17 protein-coding genes are annotated in these 20,858 nt (G+C 56.5%); 7 read left to right on the top strand and 10 right to left on the bottom strand.

The annotated features are described in order from the left end of the window. Positions 1-128: 128 nt before the first annotated feature. The 9 genes from cheT to RMR21_RS01845 all read right to left on the bottom strand — a co-directional run bounded on the left by cheT (position 129) and on the right by RMR21_RS01845 (position 8,042). The gene (gene cheT, locus RMR21_RS01885; RefSeq protein ID WP_498669032.1) at positions 129-512 is read right to left on the bottom strand and encodes a chemotaxis protein CheT; all 384 of its coding nucleotides are present in this window, start codon (positions 510-512) and stop codon (positions 129-131) included. Positions 513-618: 106 nt separating this feature from the next. Beyond that, complete coding sequence (gene cheD, locus RMR21_RS01880) at positions 619-1,164, bottom strand: chemoreceptor glutamine deamidase CheD (RefSeq protein ID WP_045229829.1); 546 nt, start codon at positions 1,162-1,164, stop codon at positions 619-621. Beyond that, positions 1,161-1,550 carry a chemotaxis response regulator CheY2 gene (gene cheY2, locus RMR21_RS01875; protein WP_042618009.1) on the bottom strand — a complete coding sequence of 130 codons (390 nt, stop codon included), beginning with the start codon at positions 1,548-1,550 and terminating at the stop codon, positions 1,161-1,163. Before cheY2 ends, cheD begins: the two co-directional genes overlap by 4 nt. Beyond that, positions 1,550-2,605, bottom strand: a complete 1,056-nt coding sequence (gene cheB / locus RMR21_RS01870; protein ID WP_498669031.1) for a protein-glutamate O-methylesterase CheB — start codon at positions 2,603-2,605, stop codon at positions 1,550-1,552. Before cheB ends, cheY2 begins: the two co-directional genes overlap by 1 nt. After that, a complete protein-coding gene (gene cheR / locus RMR21_RS01865; RefSeq protein WP_498669030.1) occupies positions 2,602-3,510 on the bottom strand; it encodes a protein-glutamate O-methyltransferase CheR in 909 nt (302 codons plus the stop codon). Before cheR ends, cheB begins: the two co-directional genes overlap by 4 nt. A gap of 12 nt (positions 3,511-3,522) precedes the next feature. Beyond that, a complete protein-coding gene (locus tag RMR21_RS01860; protein WP_498669029.1) occupies positions 3,523-5,769 on the bottom strand; it encodes a chemotaxis protein CheA in 2,247 nt (748 codons plus the stop codon). A gap of 16 nt (positions 5,770-5,785) precedes the next feature. After that, positions 5,786-6,151 (bottom strand): chemotaxis response regulator CheY1, encoded by a 366-nt coding sequence (cheY1, locus tag RMR21_RS01855; protein WP_113493831.1) that lies wholly within the window; start codon positions 6,149-6,151, stop codon positions 5,786-5,788. Next, complete coding sequence (locus RMR21_RS01850; protein WP_498669028.1) at positions 6,148-6,447, bottom strand: STAS domain-containing protein; 300 nt, start codon at positions 6,445-6,447, stop codon at positions 6,148-6,150. The genes cheY1 and RMR21_RS01850 overlap by 4 nt, the downstream gene beginning before the upstream one ends. Beyond that, entirely contained in the window at positions 6,447-8,042 is a 1,596-nt protein-coding gene (locus RMR21_RS01845) for a methyl-accepting chemotaxis protein (protein WP_498669026.1), read from the bottom strand. Before RMR21_RS01845 ends, RMR21_RS01850 begins: the two co-directional genes overlap by 1 nt. A gap of 991 nt (positions 8,043-9,033) precedes the next feature. Between RMR21_RS01845 and RMR21_RS01840 the strand changes: the two genes are divergently transcribed. The 7 genes from RMR21_RS01840 (at position 9,034) to RMR21_RS01810 (ending at position 17,132) form a co-directional block, all read left to right on the top strand. Continuing rightward, positions 9,034-11,952 (top strand): monovalent cation/H+ antiporter subunit A, encoded by a 2,919-nt coding sequence (locus tag RMR21_RS01840; RefSeq protein WP_498669025.1) that lies wholly within the window; start codon positions 9,034-9,036, stop codon positions 11,950-11,952. Then, complete coding sequence (locus RMR21_RS01835; protein WP_174152066.1) at positions 11,952-12,287, top strand: Na+/H+ antiporter subunit C; 336 nt, start codon at positions 11,952-11,954, stop codon at positions 12,285-12,287. Before RMR21_RS01840 ends, RMR21_RS01835 begins: the two co-directional genes overlap by 1 nt. Next, positions 12,284-13,930, top strand: a complete 1,647-nt coding sequence (locus RMR21_RS01830; protein WP_498669024.1) for a monovalent cation/H+ antiporter subunit D — start codon at positions 12,284-12,286, stop codon at positions 13,928-13,930. Before RMR21_RS01835 ends, RMR21_RS01830 begins: the two co-directional genes overlap by 4 nt. After that, positions 13,927-14,415 carry a Na+/H+ antiporter subunit E gene (locus RMR21_RS01825; protein WP_498669023.1) on the top strand — a complete coding sequence of 163 codons (489 nt, stop codon included), beginning with the start codon at positions 13,927-13,929 and terminating at the stop codon, positions 14,413-14,415. Before RMR21_RS01830 ends, RMR21_RS01825 begins: the two co-directional genes overlap by 4 nt. Further along, positions 14,412-14,693: a K+/H+ antiporter subunit F gene (locus RMR21_RS01820; protein ID WP_498669022.1), complete on the top strand. Its 282-nt coding sequence runs from the start codon at positions 14,412-14,414 to the stop codon at positions 14,691-14,693. Before RMR21_RS01825 ends, RMR21_RS01820 begins: the two co-directional genes overlap by 4 nt. Further along, the gene (gene mnhG / locus RMR21_RS01815; protein ID WP_174152062.1) at positions 14,690-15,034 is read left to right on the top strand and encodes a monovalent cation/H(+) antiporter subunit G; all 345 of its coding nucleotides are present in this window, start codon (positions 14,690-14,692) and stop codon (positions 15,032-15,034) included. The genes RMR21_RS01820 and mnhG overlap by 4 nt, the downstream gene beginning before the upstream one ends. A gap of 253 nt (positions 15,035-15,287) precedes the next feature. Continuing rightward, the gene (locus tag RMR21_RS01810; protein ID WP_498669021.1) at positions 15,288-17,132 is read left to right on the top strand and encodes a methyl-accepting chemotaxis protein; all 1,845 of its coding nucleotides are present in this window, start codon (positions 15,288-15,290) and stop codon (positions 17,130-17,132) included. Positions 17,133-17,194: 62 nt separating this feature from the next. Here RMR21_RS01810 and RMR21_RS01805 read toward each other — a convergent pair whose 3' ends face one another. Further along, on the bottom strand, positions 17,195-20,704 hold the full coding sequence (locus RMR21_RS01805; protein ID WP_498669020.1) for a PAS domain-containing hybrid sensor histidine kinase/response regulator: 3,510 nt from the start codon (positions 20,702-20,704) through the stop codon (positions 17,195-17,197). Positions 20,705-20,858: the final 154 nt, after the last annotated feature.

The following is a 20,858-nucleotide window of genomic DNA, read 5'->3' as shown; positions in this document are numbered from 1 at the left end:
TGCCGCGCTTTACGTGCACAAAAATGATGCTTCATTGCCTTATAAATAGTAGGAAATTATTTTTTCAATGGTCGATAACTGGCGACGATACGCAGTTGCATCGCCGCCTTGAGCTTCAAAAACTGATTCTAGAACAGATCGCAATCACCGGAGACCTTATCGAGCGGTTGCGAATGGCCGTGACGCAAGCCTGCACCGAGCGCCTTTTGCATTTCGGCCAGCTTGACGAGGCTGAGCGCTGTCGAGACATCGACGGCCCAATCGAGCGGGATGGAGCCCGTAATCGTATCGATGAATTCGGCGAGACCGCGGGTCTTTTGAACGGCGAGATCGATACCCTGCAAAAGGCGCATGCCTTCCACCGTGACGGCACCGTCGGTTGCTTCGAGCAATTGTGGTTCTATTCTCTCGATGAGGTATGCTACATCGTGAAGTTCCGAAACGACCCGCATCAAGACATCGGGAAGTGCTTCTTCGAATGTGGACAACTGCACTTGCTCGGCGATCTGCATAAATGACTCCGTGACCAGAGCGCCGGATCGATGTGGCCAAGCTGGCGTCGACCCGATGCTGAAACAATATGAAGAACGACTGGGCAAACCCGCTTTTGCTGTCGTTCTAGAAAAACTCGATATCGTTGGCGACTGGCTTTGGAGCCGGTGCTGGACGCTTTTCGAGAGCAACCGTAGACTGCGTTTCGGCACCGCTGAGTGGATGCTGGCGCGCGCGACCCGACACCGGCCAGAACTCCACTTTCCTGCCCGAGTCTCCCCCGGTCGACTGTCCGAGAAGACGAATGCCTTCATCTTTTAAAAATTGCACCGCGAATGCGGCGTTCTGTTCGCCGACATTCGAGAAGCTGGCAATGGTCTTCGCCCCGCCGAAAATCTTTGCCTCGAGCCGATCACGGCGCGCGCCCTGCTTGAGCAGACCGTTGATCAGCAATTCCATGAGATGCACCCCATAGCGGGTTGCATCTCCGCCCCCGGTGCCCCCCGTTCCCGGCAGCAGAAAGTGGTTCATGCCGCCGACGCCCGCAACGGGGTCTCTCAGACATGCAGCCACGCACGAGCCGAGAATGGTCGTTAAAACCACATCGGGATCGTTGGCGATTTTATACTCGCCTTGGATAATATGTACGCGCTTGGCTGCGGTTTCGATCATTTCAACGATCCAAATACGGCTTCGATTGCCGCCTTCATTTTGTCGATGGAGAACGGCTTTGCCAGAACGTTGTTGGCGCCCAGCTGCGCTGCCTTCTGAACCAGCGCGCGGTCACCCTGCGCGGTCAAGATGATGAAGGCTGCCTTCTTGGTCGTCGGGTTCGTGCGAACCGCCTGCAAGAAGCCAAGACCATCCATCTTCGGCATGTTGAAGTCGGAAATGACGAGATGATGGGGCTGCTGCTCCATGATCTTCATTCCCTGTTCGCCGTCACCAGCAGAGGTGATCTGCTTGAAACCGAGCTGCGTCAGTGCATCACTGAGGAGCAGGCGGCTGGTAACCTGATCGTCAACGATCAGAACTTTGATTTTTTCTGCAAGAGACATTAGTCGGAACCTTCTTTTCGGGCGGCAGTAAGTTTTAGAATTTCTTCGCCTATGGCGTTCAGCGGAAGTTGTTGTTCGACAGCCCCAAGCTCATGGGCAACCCTTGGCATGCCGTAAACGACGCAGGTCTTTTCGTTCTGGCCAACCGTGCGAGCCCCGGCATGGCGCATCTTCAGCAACCCGGCAGCACCATCACGACCCATACCTGTGAGGATGACACCAACGGCGTTGCGTCCGGCGAGTTCGGCCACGGAATCGAACAGAACATCCACGGATGGACGATGCCCATTAACAGGTTCTTTTTCCAAAAGCCTGCAACTTGGTGCGGAATGATTAACGACCTGCAAATGGCGCTCTCCGCCCGGTGCAAGATATATTTTCCCGGTCTGGAGGCGCGCTCCATCGGTCGCTTCTTCCACCACGGGTGCGCACAGACGATTGAGACGTTCCGCGAAGCTTTTCGTAAACGTCGACGGCATGTGCTGGGTGATGACGGTGGGCGGGCAATTGGCCGGGAACTTCTGCAAGACGGCGATCAATGCTTCCACACCACCGGTCGATGAACCGATTGCCACGATCTTTCGTCCAACGCGATAATCGCTGACGGCCATCGGCTGAGGAACCGGAGATCTTTCAACGGCAATGTTGCGATAGGACTGATGCTGCGAGCGTGCGGCAGCCTTGACCTTTTCAGCCAGATCGCCAAACGGCCTGCTATCGCCTGGCGCAGGCTTTCCAACGCAATCAAACGCACCGATTTCAAGCGCCGCCAGGGAAGCGCCTGCACCGCGATGTGTCAGCGTCGAAACCATGATGACCGGCATAGGCCGAAGCCGCATGATCTTTTCCAGAAACTCGAGGCCGTTCATCTCCGGCATCTCGATATCCAGTGTCACCACATCCGGATTGAGTTCTTTGATGGCCGCACGTGCTTCCATGGCGTTGCCCGCCTGGCCAACCACGTGAACATCGGGGTCAGCTTTCAGGACAGCCGAAATCAGGCCGCGCATCGTCGGTGAGTCGTCAACGACAAGAACTCTGGCGGGTGCCGTCATGCTTTTCTCCCGCCTGGTTTGCCGATGTAGCGATAGGTCGTGATGCCGGTGTTGTCGAACAGTGCTTTCGGATCACCGGAGACACGCTCGGAGTGGCCGATATAGAGATGTCCGCCTTCCGGCAGAAGGCCTGCAAAGCGCGACCAGATTTTCACCTGTGTCGGCTCATCGAAATAGATCACCACGTTGCGACAGAAAATCACGTCGAAGCCGCCCTTGAAGGGCCACTGTGTCATCAGGTTCAGTTCGTTGAACGTGATCAGGCGTTTAACCTTGTCGCTGATCTGGTGCTTACGGCGACCACCGACATCGACAGTCTCGAACCATTGCTTGCGCATGGCCGGCGTGACGGTTTCAAGTGCATTTTCATCGTAGACCCCGGCTTTGGCCTGCGCCAAAATCTTCGGGTCGATATCCGTCGCCAGAATACGGAAGTCGTATTCTGCAGCATTCGGGAACATGCCCAAGACCGTCAGTGCAATTGAATATGGCTCCTGCCCGTCGGAACAGGCGGCAGACCAGATACGCACACGGCCACCGGCTTTTGCACGGTTGATAAGCCCTGGAAGAACTTCATCGCGCAAATTCTCGAAGTGGTGGTTTTCGCGGAAGAAGCGCGTGAAGTTCGTTGTCAGATGCGACAGCATCTCACGACGAGCATGAGCGCCCTCCTGCGAGGAAACGAGCGTGCAATACTCCCGGAAACCGGAAATACCCAGATTACGGATGTGCTTGGACAGTCGCGAATAAACGAGCGACGCCTTTGTGTCGTTCAGATAGATGCCGGCATCGGCATAGATCATCGCGGCGATTTCGGACAGGTCGCGACGTGTCAGCGGATATTCTCCGCTGGCAAGCACTTCATCCGGGGATAGGCGTGTATCGTTAAACTTGAGCGCTGTCATTCATCACTACTTTCAACCCGCTACCGCAAGAGACATCTCTTGCTTGAGCGACTGGCCACGAGACGCGCCGACAACGGCATCCACATCGAGAATGAGCGCAACGCGGCCATCACCAAGGATGGTTGCGGCGGCAATGCCCGGAACGTGGGTGTAGTTGGCCTCCAGCGACTTGATCACGACCTGACGCTGGCCCTGGATGGCATCGACCATCAGAGCGCGCTGGCCGCCACCTTCCGATTCCACCAGCAGTGCAACGCCGTCGACCGGGTTTGCCTGAGTGTTGCGGAAGTTGAGGATACGACCGACGTCCACCAGCGGGCAGAAGGAGTTGCGGATGGAGATCAGGCGCTGGTTGGAGCCGAAGGAGTGAATGTTCACGGCTTCCGGCTGCAAGGTTTCGACGATCGCCGTCAAAGGCACGACGAGCGTCTGGCCGGCAACGGTCACCACCATGCCGTCGAGAACGGCAAGTGTCAGTGGCAGGCTCATGGTGAAGGTAGAACCGAGACCCGGACGCGAGGTGATGCTGATACGACCGCCCAGTGCCTGGATCGACCGCTTGACCACGTCCATACCCACGCCACGACCCGAAATATCAGAAATCTTGTCGGCGGTGGAGAAGCCCGGTGCGAAGATCAGGTTGTCGATTTCCTCGTCCGTCAGGTTGGCGTCGGCAGCGATCAGATCGTTGTCGATGGCCTTCTGGCGAACGCGCTCGCGGTTGATACCGGCGCCATCGTCTGCAAGTTCGATGAGAATACGGCCCGAGCGGTGCTTTGCCGTCAGCTTGACGGTGCCTTCCGGGTTCTTTCCGGCAGCTTCGCGCTTTTCAGGTGTTTCGATGCCGTGGTCGACGGCATTACGGATCATGTGCGTCAGCGGCTCGGCCAGCTTGTCGATGACCGTCTTGTCCACTTCGGTGTTTTCACCCTCTGTGATCAGGCGGATCTGCTTGCCGATCATATCGGCGACTTCGCGAACGATACGAGACATGCGCTGGAACACAGGCTTCACCGGCTGCGCACGGATAGCCATAACGCTATCCTGAATTTCGCGCGTCAGCTGCTGAAGTTCTTCAAGGCCCATATTGACGGCAGATGTGCCGGTGGTGTCGTTCTCGATCACGCTCTGCGACAACATTGCCTGGTTGATGACGAGTTCGCCAACGAGGTTGATGAGGCGATCGACGCGGTCTAGGTCGACACGGATCGTCTGGCCAGCGCTTGCGTTGGCCGCATTGGCGGCAGCGGCAGCCGGTGCTTCCTTCTTTTCCGCAGCCGCAGAGACGGCGCGCGTCACCTCGGTGGCGGCGACGGCGGTGGAGACTGTCTTTGAAGCGACTGTTTCTTCAGCAGGAGCCGCCTGGATAGCGGGCTCGTCGGCAGCTTCGTCGAGAACCGAAAGATCGAACGGCACCGGTATCATCGGCAGTTCTTCTTCGGCTGGCGTCTCGGCCACGATTTCCGTGATCTCCAGGTCGCAATCCCACTCGGCGAATTCAAAGACAGTACGGATGCCTCCGGCGCCCTTGTCCGTCTTGATGGAAATCTTCCAGAAGAAGTAGGCCGCTTCAGGCTCGATGTTTTCCAGCGAAGGCAAAGCGCTCATGTCGCAGTTGATGCTCATCTCGCCGATGCGGGAAAGATCGCGCAGCAACAGAGCTGATTCATTGCCCTTGGTATAGAGCGATGTCTGCGGTTTGAAAACGACGTTGAAAGACGGCGTTTCCATCATCGGGACAGTGTCATCCTCGAACTCGCCGAAAGAAAAGGCAACGGGCTGGAAGCCGCTGTCGTCGGTTGGCACAGGTGCAGCAGCAACCGGCGCTGCGGCCTTCTGTGCTGCCGGTTCGGAGGATGCGCCCGACGAAGGCTTTTCGCCGTTGGCGAGTGCTTCCAATTCCTTCACCAGACCGCGTGTGCGGCCATCTTCCACGCTGCTGCCATCACGAGCGGCATTGGTCAAATCGGCCAGAACGTCAGCCGATTTCAGCATGACCTTCAAGACGTCCTGATCGGGTTCGAGCTTGTTCGAGCGTACGCAGTCCAGTGTCGTTTCGAAAACGTGAGCAAACGCCACGAGATCGTCGAGACCGAACGCGCCTGCTCCACCCTTGATGGAATGAACGGCACGAAACACAGCATTTACGGTTTCCGGATCACGGTCACCGTCATTCAATTTCAGAAGACCCGATTCCAGTTCAGCGAGTTGCTCCTCGCACTCCTGGAAGAAGATTTCTTTGATTTCGTTCATATCCATCGTGAGTAGTCCCGTATCAAGCAGTTACGCGTTCAATGGCATCGATCAGCTTTACAGGATCGAACGGCTTGACAATCCAGCCGGTTGCACCTGCCTGGCGGGCACGATTTTTCTTCTCGGCATCGCTTTCCGTCGTCAGCACAAGGATAGGGATCGCACGATATTTCTCATTGCGACGAACACCCTCGATAAAGCCGAAACCATCGAGACGCGGCATGTTGATGTCGGTGACGATAACGTCGGGCTCGCAGCCTTCGAGCACTTCGAGGCCTTCGATGCCGTCTTCAGCCTGGATCGTTTCGAAACCGGCATTGTTCAACGTCAAAAGCAGCATATTGCGGATCGTCCTGGAATCGTCGACCGTCAGAACCTTCTTCTTCATTTCTGCATCTCCTTCGGGAGCATATGATCGATGTCCACGCCGATCAGTTTAAGGGTTTTGTCAAAGACGTCGGATGCCTTTGCAAAGGTGAATGACTTGCCATCGGCTTCCCAAGCCTTGATTCCAGCCATCAAGACCTGGGCGCATTGCACGCCTACGCGCTCGACCTCGGAGGCATCCACCGCAAGTGGGGCACCCCTCAATTCCATCAGCTTTCCGTGCAGTACGGATGCCTGATTGAGGTCCAGCACCGGTGACAATTTTAATGCCGGTTGCGCTGCTTTCCTGCCTGCCATCAAATCACTCCTTGGCGTCTGAATTGTTGGTGCACGTAGCCATAGTCCACGCGATCATCGCGCGTGGTTGCCACGTTGTCTTGTGTGTGTCTGATGATCGGCTCCGCGGCCGACTGCATCTGGCGCGCGATGCGGAACTCCCGCACGGTACGACCCAGCTCCAGAATGACCGTGTGCAAATCGTCGGCCTCATCGGCTGCCGATGTCAAACGGATGGCGGAACGCTCAGTGTCAGAACCGATGGAACCGAGTTCAGTCGCAACGGTCTGCAAGCTGGTAACGTTTTCGTCGGTCCGGCGTGCAACATCGCCGATCATGTCGCTGACCCCGGAAACCTGACGGACAACACCGTCAATGGCTTCCTGCGTGCGATTGACCATGCGAACGCCTGCATCCACCTGCGTCTTGGTGCCGTTGACGAGATTTTTGATTTCACGCGCGGCATCTGCCGAACGCTGTGCCAAAGCACGAACTTCCTGAGCAACGACGGCAAAGCCGCGACCGCTTTCGCCCGCACGTGCGGCCTCGATGCCAGCATTCAGCGCTAGTAAATTCGTCTGGAATGCAATTTCATCGATCGAGCCGATGATGCGACCGATTTGTTCCGCCGATTGTTCGATACCGGCCATGGCGTTGATCGCCTCACCAACAGCCGTTCCGCTTTCCGTCGCGGCGTTGCGGGCCTGGGAGACCGCCGTGTCGGCAGCAGCAATACGCTCGCTGCTGGTGCGAACGTCGCCCATGACCGCACCCAAAGTGTCGGATGCGTTGGTCAATCTTAGCGCCTGCTGAGACGATGCAGACGCCATCGTCCGGCCCTCGCCAGCCAACCGCTCGGTTGCTGTATGTGCCTTATGGATCCCAGCCTGAGCCGATGCCATCGACGCTTCGATCTTCTCCAGCGCCCCGTTGAAGGCATCGACAAGATCGCGATAATTGTCTGGAATATCGCCGCTGATCCGTGCTGTCAGATCGCCAGCGGCAAAGGAGGCCAACGCATCACCGAGCAGACGCTTGGTATCGGCCTGATCCTCTTCGCGCTGCTTGGCCAGTTCCTGGGTGTGGCGCAGGCGCAATTCGTTGAAGCGCAACGATACCGCGATTTCAGTATCGACCATGACCAGCCGTACGACGGCCTTGACGGCTTCAGCCAATTCGCGTTGACGCTTGCGGTTGCCGGGCAAAAATGTGCGAGGCGCATGATCGGCGATCAAACCGCCGAGAAGATTTTCCAGCACCACGGCATGACCGGCGACGTGCCAGCGCGGGTCTAGCCCCATACGGCTTTCGGTATCGGACAGGACCTTGATGCGTTCCGCATAGACCGCGTCGAACCGGGCGTCCGTCATCACGCTCCAATGAGCAGTCTGGAGGTCGTGCAGCCGGTCGAGCTGGTTTTCACTTTCAAAGGATGGGGAACAGTCGGGCATGGACTGGAAGCGGACCATCAGGTCGCGAAGGCCAGCCTTCACATGTGGTTCCAGCATGGTGCGGTAGCGGCGCAGCAGATCGCACTGGTCCTGGTCAAGGCCAGCAAAACGCAACCGGCCTGCAAGGCTTCCGCCTGTGGCCTTTCGCGTATGATCTGTTGGCAAGTCCTGCCCCAAGCGACGTCCCCGATAGCTACGCCGGTGGTGACCGGCCCATGACCGATTGAGAATGTCAGTATCCGAGAGGATATTTCACGGATCCGCGCACGAGGAGTCGTGGCAAGATGACGTTGCTGAGCCTTCTGCAATCAAAGAGAATACCGGATCGACCCGGTACGGCAGCGCGGCGTCATGCCTGGAAGGAAATTTTGTAAATCTCCGTTCCGCCGTGAAATACGTCCAATCTTTATGGTTAATTCCTTGCCCGAAAGTTAAGAACCAATACATAAACCAACAATTACTAAAATTTGCTGTATAATTTAGCCTCGCGGCGTTTTTTCCTTGCGGTGACCACTCTCAGACATCACGTTTTTTTGGAAAGATATCTTTATTTTAGGCTGTCCACGCTGGACAATGGCAATACCATTCCCCTAAAAACAGACACAATATCCACTTTCACGGTGATGTTTTAACGAAACGCTGACGACGATCGAGGAGACACGATTTTGCCATGGACGGGGAAAAACCACTGCACCCCTCGTTATTCCAGAAGGCTGATCAGTGTTTTTGCGGCTGGCGTGCTTGTCTTCATGGGGATTCAGGCGAGTGCCAGCGTTACTCTTGCAGCAAAACTCCATCGACTTGAATCGTCTCAACGACCTCAAGCAGCCGCATGGCTGGAGCAAGACGCAACCATTGCACAGCGCGATGGCGTAGCACGCTGGACGTCTTACGATCGATCAGTTGATCACGATTTTGTTTATCCATTTTTACCGAGCCCGGCACTGGTATCGGGCGACATGAAGGACCAAATCGGGGCAGAAGACATGCAATTCCATGCGCATGGTTTTCATCTCACCCGGACAGTCTCGTCTCGCGGACCACCCCGAAGGATCTCATAACCGTCGTGGCCAATTGTTTTCGTCCTTGACGGAATTGGCGAAGCTGACGGGCACAAAAACTGTCATATCTTAACGCCAGAAAATTGCCATCCTATATGAGTCTTGACGTTCTCCTTCCCATTCTGATTGCCCTCCCCTTTATCGGCAGCATCGTGACTGCGATGATGCCGAGAGATGGCGCGGCCCGTGCGCCTGCGCTGGTTGCAGGCGGCATCGCTCTCTTCAGCCTCGTCACGGCCATTTTGCTGTACAGCAGCGTCAAAGGCGGTGCGGTTCTCAAATACGATGTAGAGTGGCTTCCACAGCTTGGTCTGAATTTTACGCTCCGGCTGGACGCATTCGCCTGGATGTTCACCGTATTGATCACCGGCATCGGATTTCTGGTGGTTCTTTACGCACGCTATTACATGTCTGCAGACGATCCCATTCCACGCTTTTTCGCGTTCTTTCTGTCCTTCATGGGCTCGATGCTGGGCATTGTTCTCTCGGGAAACGTGATCTTGCTGTCAATCTTCTGGGAAATGACAAGCATCTTCTCATTCCTGCTGATCGGATATTGGCACCACAATGCCACGGCCCGCGATGGCGCACGTATGGCGCTCACCGTCACCGGTATCGGCGGTTTCTGCCTTCTCGCAGGGCTTTTGATCCTCGGTCATATGGCGGGCAGCTACGATCTCGACGACATCATCGCCAAGGGAGCCGATATCAGAGCGCACTCGCTCTATGTTCCCGCACTTGTTCTCATCCTCATCGGCGCACTGACCAAGAGCGCGCAGTTCCCGTTCCACTTCTGGCTTCCCAATGCGATGGCGGCGCCAACACCGGTTTCCGCCTATCTGCACTCCGCCACCATGGTGAAAGCTGGCGTGTTTCTACTGGCAAGGCTATGGCCGGTTCTGGCGGGAACACCGGAGTGGTTCTGGCTGCTCGGTTTCTGCGGTATCATCACCCTGCTGCTCGGCGCTTACTTCGCCATGTTCCAGCAGGATCTGAAGGGGCTGCTCGCATACTCCACGATCAGCCACCTCGGCCTCATCACCACGCTTTTGAGCCTTGGAAGCCCTCTGGCTGCAGTTGCCGCCATCTTCCACATGATGAACCATGCCACCTTCAAGGCATCTCTTTTCATGGCGGCCGGGATTATCGACCATGAGACCGGCACGCGGGACATGCGGCGATTGAGCGGGCTTTATCGATTTCTACCCGCGACAGCCACACTTGCCATGGCAGCCAGTGCGGCGATGGCAGGGGTTCCTTTGTTCAACGGCTTCCTGTCGAAGGAAATGTTCTTTGCGGAATCCGTCGAAACCCACGCGGATTCTCTGCTGGACAAGGCGCTTCCCTATGTCGCAACGCTTTCTGGCGCCTTTGCTGTCGCCTATTCGCTGCGCTTCATCCACACGGTCTTCTTCGGACCGCCCCCACATGATATTCCGAACCCCAAGCCCCACGAACCGCCGCGCTGGATGCGTTTTCCCATCGAGTTTCTGGTGCTGGCCTGCCTGATCGTCGGCGTGGTCCCCAGCCTATCTATTGGTCCTTTCCTGCATTCGGCGGTGCTGTCGGTGCTTGGACCTCAGACCCCGGTCTATAGCCTGTCGATCTGGCACGGTTTCAACCTTCCACTAATCATGAGCTTCGTGGCGTTCGCTGGTGGCGTTGCGATCTACGCTTTGCTGGGTGGTTATTTCGCCCGCTGCGATGATGGTCCACCGTTCTTCCGTCATCTGCGCGGGCAGCGTATTTTCGAGCGCGTCATGGTGACCGTTTCCTGGAAATGGGCGCGCTGGGCTGAAAGCAGGCTGGGTACACGCCGGTTGCAACCACAACTGCGAATGCTGATATTGGTGGCGCTGGTTGCCGGTTTCTCACCGCTCGCATCGTCCAATTTCTCGCTGACACTTCCAGCTGTGACGACTTTTGATCCGATTTTCGCGATTCTGTGGGGCATCGGGATGATTGCCGCCATGGGTGCCGCATGGCAGGCGAAATATCACCGGCTGGCTGCGCTCGTCATGCTGGGCGTCTCCGGTCTCGTTACCTGCCTTACCTTCGTGTGGCTTTCGGCACCCGATCTGGCCATCACGCAGTTGTTGGTCGAAATCGTCACACTCGTTCTCATTCTGCTGGGCCTACGCTGGCTGCCCAAACGTATGGTCAAGGTCGACAACAACAACGAACTACCGTCGCAGCTTCGTCGCGGGCGCGATTTTCTGCTTGCCGTCTTCTGCGGAATCGGCATGAGCATCATTGCTTTTGCCGTCATGACGCTGCCCGTGCCAAACACCATCGCCAACTACTTCCTCGATAAAGCCTATAGCGAGGGTGGTGGAAGGAATGTCGTCAACGTCATTCTGGTCGATTTCCGTGGGTTCGACACCATGGGTGAAATTGCGGTTCTCGCCATCGTCGGTCTCACCGTCTTCTCGCTGCTGCGTCGTTTCCGTCCTGCTCAGGAAAGCATCGGTCTGCCGGAACAACAGCTCATTCAAAATGCGTTCGATGCCGACAGCCCGGAACGCAGCAAGGGTGACACGGTTCGCGATTACCTGCTGGTCCCTTCGGTTATCATGCAGTGGATGTTCCCTGTCATCGTGACCTTCTCGATCTACCTGTTCATAAGAGGCCATGATCTTCCGGGCGGTGGCTTCTCGGCAGGCATCACCATGGCTGTCGCATTTCTTCTGCAATATCTGGCCGGTGGCACCCGCTGGGCGGAAGACCGCATCCGCATTCTGCCGTTGCGCTGGATGGGGTTCGGTCTGTTGATGTCGGCAGCAACGGGCATGGGGTCGTGGTTCCTTGGATACCCTTTTCTCACATCCTATTTCCAATACACTGACATCCCCTATATCGGTAAAATGCCGACTGCGACGGCGCTGCTGTTCGACCTCGGCGTTTTTGCCCTCGTCGTCGGTGCGACGGTCCTTATCCTGATAGCATTGGCGCACCAATCGCTGCGTAACTACAAAATACGTGTGCCTGACACCTCAAAAGCGGAGGAGGCGTAATGGAACTCATTCTTGCCCTGGGGATCGGTGTGATGACCGGATCTGGTGTCTGGCTCATCCTGCGTCCGCGCACCTATCAGGTCATCATCGGCCTTTCGCTTTTGTCCTATGCCGTCAACCTCTTCATCTTCGGCGTGGGCGGCATCAAGACCAATGCACCGCCATTGCTGCTTGAGGGTGTCATCACATCGACACTGGCGGATCCCGTCCCACAAGCACTTGTGCTGACAGCCATCGTCATCGGCTTTGCAACGACCGCACTCTTTCTCGTCGTGCTCTTGGCGGCACGCGGACTGACCGGCACCGACCATGTCGACGGGAGGGAAACGAAGTGAATTTCTTCCCCGCTCATATCGTCGTCGCACCGATATTGGTGCCGCTGATGACTGGCGCCATCCTGCTGTTCATCGACGAGCGCAAGCGCTCCACGAAAGCCGCTGTCAGCCTTATCTCGACCTTCATTCTGCTGGCAGTTGCTATCACCCTGTTCATCGAGGTCAATTCGACGATCAACACGGAAGTTGCTGCCGTCATTTCGACCGGCGTCTATCTTCTCGGCAACTGGCCTGCGCCCTTCGGTATCGTTCTGGTCGCGGACCGGCTTTCCGGACTTATGGTTCTGCTGATGGCGCTGCTCGCCATTCCCTCCCTTATCTATTCGTTGGCGAAGTGGCACAAAGCAGGTGCGCATTTCCATTCGCTTTTTCATCTGATGCTGATGGGCGTGAACGGCGCATTTCTGACGGGCGATCTGTTCAATCTGTTTGTCTTCTTCGAGGTTATGCTGGCAGCCTCATATGGCCTCCTGTTGCACGGCTCGGGGCCGTTGCGCGTCAAGGCCGGTCTGCATTACATCGCCATAAACCTTGTTGCTGCCCTGTTTTTCCTGATCGGCGTCAGCCTCATCTATGGCGTCACCGGCACCCTCAACATGGGTGATCTGGCCCAGCGTATCGCCGGTCTCAACCCGGACCAGCGCATGCTGCTGGAGACCGGCGCTGCCGTGCTTGGCGTAGCCTTCCTGGTCAAGGCCGGCATGTGGCCTTTGAATTTTTGGCTACCCACGGCCTACACCGCTGCATCGGCACCTGTTGCCGCCATTTTCGCCATCATGAGCAAGGTCGGAATCTACATCATTGCGCGCCTGTCCTTCCTCCTGTTCGGAGAGACGGCGGGCGCTTCGGCGGGTTTCGGTCATGATGCGCTTCTGGTCGGCGGTATCGCCACCATCGTGTTCGGCACCATAGGGGTGCTGGCCTCACAGGCCTTGGGCCGCCTTGCCGGCTTTTCTGTTCTCGTGTCTTCGGGAACGCTTCTGGCTGCGATGGGGACGGGCAATCCCCTCGTGGCTTCCGGTGCGCTTTATTACCTTATCAGTTCGACGCTGACGATCAGCGCCTTTTTCATGCTGATCGAGCTCGTCGAGCGCGGGCAGGACGCTGGTGCCAACGTTTTGGCTGTGACGATGGAAGCTTACGGCGAAGGTGAAGAGGACGAAGAAGAAGACGAGGTCGGCGTTACCATGCCCGGCACCATGGCAGTGCTCGGCGTCTGTTTCGCAGCCTGTGGCATTCTTCTGGCCGGCCTGCCGCCTCTATCTGGTTTCATCGCCAAGTTTTCGATGCTGTCTGCCATACTCAATCCATCAGGATTGGGCGCCAACGATACGGTCTCGACGCTCTCCTGGTGGCTCGTCTTCCTCATCGTCTTCTCGGGCCTCGCCGCGCTGATTTCCATGACGCGCGCCGGTATTCGTACTTTCTGGGGGTCACTTGAAGGCACTGTACCGCGTGTTCTCGTCATTGAAATCGCGCCGGTCCTGATGCTTTTGGCCTTAACGTTGGCAATGACCATCGCAGCCGGTCCGGTCATGAAGTACCTGCAGGAAACGGCACGTATCGGCAGCCTTCCCGAAAGTTATATTCAAGGCGTGATGTCTGCTCCACGGGCCGACAACGGTCAGGGGACAGCGCCATGATCACCCGTATCCTGCCCTATCCGCTGCTGACACTTTCGCTCATCTTCTTCTGGCTGACGATCAATGGCTTCTCGACCGGTCATCTGTTGCTGGGTACGATCGTCGCCATCCTGGCATCCTGGGCCATGGCATCCCTGCGCCCACCGAAGCCGCGCATTCGAAACTGGCATCTGCTGGTGAAGCTGATGTTTATCGTCCTTTACGATATCATCCGCTCCAACATCACGGTTGCATCGATCATCCTGTTCCGGCGCGATCGAAAGATACGCTCAGGCTTTCTGACGCTGCCTCTTGAACTCCGAGACCCGATGGGGCTTTCGATTCTGGCTGTCGTGCTGACAGCAGCACCGGGAAGCGCCTGGCTTGAGTATAATTCGTCTCAAGGCACGCTTCTGATCCACGTGTTGGACGAAATGAATGAGGCCTATTGGCATAACCTTATCAAAGGCCGTTATGAAAAATTGCTGATGGAGATATTCGAATGAGTTCGGTTATCCTTTTCTGGTCGTTTTCGATCGCCCAGTTATTTCTCGCAAGCGCCATGGCGCTATCCGTCTATCGCATCGCCATCGGCCCGCGCGCGCAGGACCGGGTACTGGGCGTCGATACGCTTTATGTCAGCGCCATGCTGCTGGTTCTGCTGTTTGGGCTTCGCACCGGCAACGACGTCTATTTCACCGCCGCCCTGCTGATCGCTATTCTAGGATTTGTCTCGACCGTGGCGCTTTCGAAATTCATGATGCGTGGAGAAGTGATTGAATGAACAGCGCTGCCGAATTCCCCCTTTGGGCCGCCATCCTCGTCGCCTTTTTCGTTCTGCTTGGTTCATCCCTCACGCTCATAGGAACGATCGGCTTTGCCAAGTTGCAGAGCTTCTATGAACGTCTGCATGCCCCAACCCTTGGCACGAGCTGGGGAACAGGCGGCATCGTCATCGCATCGGTCATCTATTTTTCGGTGTCAGGCGAACGCCCGGTCTTTCAAGAAATCTTCATCGGTATTTTCATGACCGTTACCACGCCTGTTTCTCTGATGCTATTGGGCCGTGCCGCTCTCTATCGCGACCGTGCCGAGCAGGACCCGAACAGTCGTCAAAGCCTTTGAGCCTTGCAGGCAAATGCAAAATGAAGACGTTGCTCTGATTTGACAGGATGAAATGGGCGTTTCGGACGGGCTGAAATGTCAGCTTTTGAAGACGCAAGAAATCACATGACAATACAATCATTTCAATATTTGGTGCTGAAGAAGTCAATTCTAAAACGCAATGATACCGCATGTTGACTTAGAAAAACGTTCCCTGAATTTTAACTTTTTTTCTGCATTGTGGCAAAATTCAGTATTTCTCGGGGACATATGTATGACGAGTTTCTTTTCGAGATCGATAGTTGTTCAGATGGTTTGTCTGACTATCGCGCTTATTTTTCTTGGCATTTTTGCCGTTGGTACTTCGACCTACATCCGTCTGAAGCAAGACGTGATGGAGAGCGCACTCATGGACACGCGTCGTGCTGTCAGAAGCATGGCTATTCTCTATGAGATGAAAGTCGGTGGAGCAACGGTTGCTATCGAAAACGGCGATTTGAAATCCGTCAGCCGACCCAGCATCGGAACCCTGCTTGATTTCGACCTCGTGGATCGTACGGGTACCGCCAACGGTGGTGTTGCCACCGTCTTCCAGACCCAGGGTACAGATTACACGCGTATCTCGACCAACGTGAAAAATGAAAAAGGCGAACGGGCTGTCGGCACCAAACTTGCCCTTGATCATCCTGCCTATGCCAAAATGGCAAAGGGCGAGTCCTACTTTGGGGAAGCCAAGCTTTTTGGCACCGACTACATGACCGGCTATCTTCCCGTACTCAACAAGTCCGGCAGCACAGTCGGCATTCTCTTTGTCGGCGTCCCGATGGCGGTCTACCAGTCACATGTCGACGGATTGCGTGACATCGTCCTGTGGTGCGGCGTTGGCGTTATGCTCGTGTTCGGTCTGCTCGGCTACTTTGCCATCAACCGTTCGCTCCGCCCACTCGGCCTGCTGACGAATGCGGTCAAGTCGCTGTCGGAAGGCAAGCTCGACACCAATATTCCATACACCGAACGCAAAAACGAATTCGGCAACATCGCACGTGCACTGGAAGTCTTCCGCGACAACGCGCACGAAAAGCTCGTCATGGAAGGACGCAGTGTCGAGGAACGGGCCGAGGCGGAGGCTGAACGTAACCGCAACGATAGCGAAAAACGCGAAACGGACCGTCAGATCGACTATGCGGTCAACCAGCTTGCTGGTGGTCTTGCCCGTCTTTCTCAGGGTGACCTGACGCAGACGATCGATACGCCGTTCTCCGGTCGCCTGGAACAGTTGCGCTCGGACTTCAACAACTCGCTTGCCAATCTGAAAGACGTTCTGGTGCAAATCCGTGATAGGACGCTCGTCATCCAGACCAATGGCATGGAGATGCGCGAGTCTTCCAACGACCTGTCGCGGCGCACGGAATCACAGGCTGCTTCACTGGAACAGACTGCAGCCGCCGTCGAAGAGATCACTGTTACCGTAAAATCTTCTGCCGAACGTGCTCGTGAAGCAAATCAGGCTGTTCGTATCACGCAAAAGAGCGCCGACAGTTCTGGCCCCGTCGTCAAGAACGCCATCGACGCGATGGGCCGTATCGAAGATGCTTCCAAGAAAATCGAGCAGATCATCGAGGTCATCGACGACATCGCCTTCCAGACCAACCTTCTGGCGTTGAATGCCGGTATCGAGGCTGCGCGTGCCGGTGAAGCCGGCAAGGGCTTTGCGGTTGTGGCGCAGGAAGTTCGCGAGCTTGCCCAGCGTTCGGCCGATGCCGCCCGCGAAATCAAAACGCTGATCAACCAGTCCACCAACGAAGTCGGCACAGGCGCTCATCTGGTCCAGGAGGCCGGGCAGGTTCTGTCCGACATCAGCCAGCAGATCGTCGTCGTCAGCAAGCACGTTGAAACCATCGCGACGGCAACGGCCGACCAGTCGTCCGCGCTTCAGGAAGTCAACAGCTCCGTCAATCAGATGGACCAGATGACCCAGCAGAACGCCGCCATGGCGGAAGAGTCCAGCGCGGCAACCCAGATGCTATCGGAAGAAGTCGAAGCCCTGCTGGGTCTCGTCCAACGCTTCCAGATCGGCCAGCCAAACCAGCAGCAGGCTCGCTACAACCGCGCTGCATAAGCCACTCGCTGATTTCCCAATGGACTTGAAAGGCCGCCCAATAACGGGCGGCCTTTTCCGTTTTACTCCGCCGCTGCCCGCGTCACGCTGAACACCTGATTGATATAGGCGCGAAGAGCTGCGGGCCGGACAGGTTTATGCTGCACAGCAATCCCCTCTTTTTCCGCCTGCGCACGGACGTCAGGGGTGCGGTCAGCTGTGATGAGCAACGCAGGAATATCTCTCTGATACAGGCGTCGGAGCCGAAGCACCGCATCTACGCCATCGCCATCGTCAAGATGATAATCGGCGATGATCATATCCGGAGGCTCGATCTGATGCCCCATCCTCTCGTAGATGGAGGCAAGCGAGGCTGCCTGTTGCACCTCGCACCCCCAACCGGACATCAACAGGGCCATGCCTTCCAATATCTTCGGTTCATTGTCGATGCACAGGATGCGAAAGCCTTTCATTTGCTGGGCAATCGCTCGCGGTGCATTGCGCTCCACGGCTTTTGATTGACGACCATGGGTCAGTTCGCGGGGAAGGTGAACTCGAAACGTCGTTCCCCTGCCCTGAATGGACGACAGGTGGACGGGGTGGTGCAGGATGCGTGACAGCCGGTCCACAATCGACAAGCCCAAGCCGAGCCCCGCCGCCGTCTTTGCCCCTTCGTCAAGCCGCGCGAACTCCTTGAAGATGGTGCGGAACTTGGAGGACGGAATGCCGATGCCGGAATCCGACACCTGAATGACCGCCTCCTTACCCCGACGGCGGACGCCGACAACGACCTTGCCGGTCACTGTATATTTGATGGCATTGGATACGAGGTTCTGAACGAGCCGTCGCAGCAGATTGATATCGGATTTCACCGTCAAAGTTGTAGGCATGACGATAAGTTCGAGGTTTCTTTCCCGCGCCATCGGCGCAAAATCCGTTTCGATGCGTTTGAACAGATCGTTTAGCGGCACAGAGGCCACGCGCGGCTTCATCGAGCCGGTATCAAGACGGGATATGTCGAGAACCGCACCGAGAATGGTTTCCACCGATTCCAGTGCCGAGTCGATATTCTGGACGAGAGACCCGTTTTCCGACGCTCCCACCCGCTCGACAAGCGCCGACGAGTACAGACGGGCAGCATTCAATGGCTGGAGAATGTCGTGGCCTGCTGCGGCAAAAAAGCGGGTCTTGCCGATATTGGCCTCATCAGCCGCCGCACGCGCTTCGGCCAATTCGTGGTTCACGCGGGTCAATTCGCCGGTCCGTTCCTCCACACGTTGCTCCAGCGTTTCATTAGCCTGCTTGAGCGCCTGATCACTCGCCACACGCTGGGTGATATCGGTGAAGGTTGCGACAATACCCTTGTCCGGCATCGCGTTCGAGCGCACTTCGATGATGCGTGCACCACCCGCGAACACAAGCGAAAACGGCATGTCCATCGTCAGAAACAGATCGATGGTGTGCGCCTGCTGACCCGCCGCGATATCACCACGCTCCTCCAGCATGGCCACGATCTCGTTGAGCGGCAGCCCTACCCTCCCGAACTGCTCCGGCAGATCCAGCAGCGTGCGGAAGCGCCGGTTCCAGATGGTCAGTTGCTGGGAACTGTCGAAAACGGCAATACCCTGATCCATCTGGGCCAGCGCTGTTTGAAGCATGTCCTGATTATATTGCAGCGCTTCGCTGGCCTGATCCAGCAGCCAGACCGTATCGGCGCTGGTATCTTCTGCCTTTTGCAAGATCAGCGACAACACCAACCGCGCAGAGGACGAGCCGATCGCACTGCCCAGCAACTGTTCCGAAAAATGGATGAGCGCCATGTCCGCCGGTTGATCGTCCTCCAACTTGCGCCCCGCTGTCTTTTCGTAAGCCGACAGCGAGCGCAACATCCTTTCTTCGCCGAGATAGCGCGCAACCGCCGTCTTCAGATCGCCCACACTGACGCGCGTTTTCCAGCCACGGGTCGCGAATTGTGACTTGGAATGGCGCTTTACAAAGATGCCAGATTGAATCCGCTCGACCGGGCGTGGGTTACGCGACAGAGATCCGAGTACGAATGCGGCGCAATTGATCAACAGGCTGAGCGTGACGGCATTGACAAGCGGATCGGCGCCTGGACCGTTGAACAGTGTCGTTCCGGGGAACAGGAAGCTCAAGACAGTTGCTGCAATATGGGAGTTATCGGGCCCGCCGAGGCTTGGAAGAAAGAGTAGATAGCCCCAGATGAGGAAGCCTGAGCTCAAGCCCGCTATTGCGCCACGCGCATTGGCGCGACGCCATATGAGCCCTCCCAACAGCGATGGTGCCATTTGCGCGATGGCTGCAAAGGCCAATAGGCCTATCGATGCAAGACCAGACGCACTGTCTGCCGCGCGATAATAGGCATAGCCAAGCAACAGAACCGCAAAAATTGCAGTGCGGCGTATATTGAGCAGGGTCTTGGCAAAATCATCGCGATGCGACGAGCGATGTAACAATTTCTGTCGCAGGAAAATCGGCATCACAATGTCGTTCGACACCATGATGGACAATGCCACAGAGGCAACGATGACCATGGCCGTCGCCGCCGAAAAGCCGCCGATGAAAGTGATAAGCGACACCACGGGCATCTGGTTGACCAAAGGTAATTGCAGCACATAAAGGTCGGCGTCACCGCTACCACCCAGCGTCAGCAGACCGGCAATGGCAATTGGCAATACGAAGATGTTGATGGCGATGAGGTAGAGCGGAAACAGCAGGCCCGCCATGCGCAACTCGTTCGGCGTACGGTTCTCCACCACTGTTACATGGAACTGGCGCGGCAAAAGGATGATGGCGAAAGCCGAGAGCAGCGTCAGCACGATCCAACGGCTGATCGGCGTCTGGTAGGACATGGCCTGCATGACCTGGCTGTTCTCGGACGCCAATCGCCAGAGCTGCGTTGGACCATCGAACAGGAAGAAGACGACATAGACGCCCGCCGTGCAGATCGCCACCAGCTTCACCACCGATTCCATCGAGATGGCGAGGATCAGCCCGTCCTGATGCTCCGTCGCATCGGTGTGGCGCGTTCCGAAAATGACGGCAAACCCGGCCATCACGACCGTAACCAGCAGGGGCAGATCAAGAAAATAGAGGTTGCCGCTACCGATGCCATAATCGCTCGGGTCCACCATGGCCGCGACAGAGTTGGACACGGATTTTAGCTGCAAGGCGATATAGGGGATGGCTCCCACCAGCGCGATGATCGATACCAGCGTGGCGACCGTTGGATTCTTGCCATAACGGGCGGCGATGAAGTCGGCAACAGATGTCAGCTTCTCGGCTTTCGCCAGTTCCACGATGCGCCGAAGGATGGGCATCCCTAGCGTGAAGGCGAGGATCGGGCCGGTGTAGATGCCGAGAAACTCTAGCCCGCGTTCGGATGCCAGCCCAACGCCTCCAAAGTAAGTCCATGAGGTGCAGTAGATCGCAAGGCTCAGCGCATAGACGACGGGCCTGCCCTTCTTGGAGGCTGACTTCTGACGGCTCTTGGCATCGCCATAACTCGCTACCGCAAACAATAGCAGAATATAGGCAAATGCAGATACGAATATGACCCAGCCCGGAAGCACTTGACGGTTCTCTCCCTCATCCTCGCCACCTTAAGCATAGGACAGTTCCGGGAAAATGAGAATTGGCAGAGACTTGTTATAAAGTTTAAGACGATGAAACCTCAGGTTTTTTACAGCGTATATCTGCACATTCGAAAATTGAATGGTATTGTGT

The sequence above is a fragment of the Agrobacterium sp. rho-8.1 genome (genome assembly GCF_033957725.1).
In the GTDB taxonomy this organism is placed as follows: Bacteria; Pseudomonadota; Alphaproteobacteria; order Rhizobiales; family Rhizobiaceae; genus Agrobacterium.
This window is presented reverse-complemented; position numbering and strand designations above follow the sequence as displayed.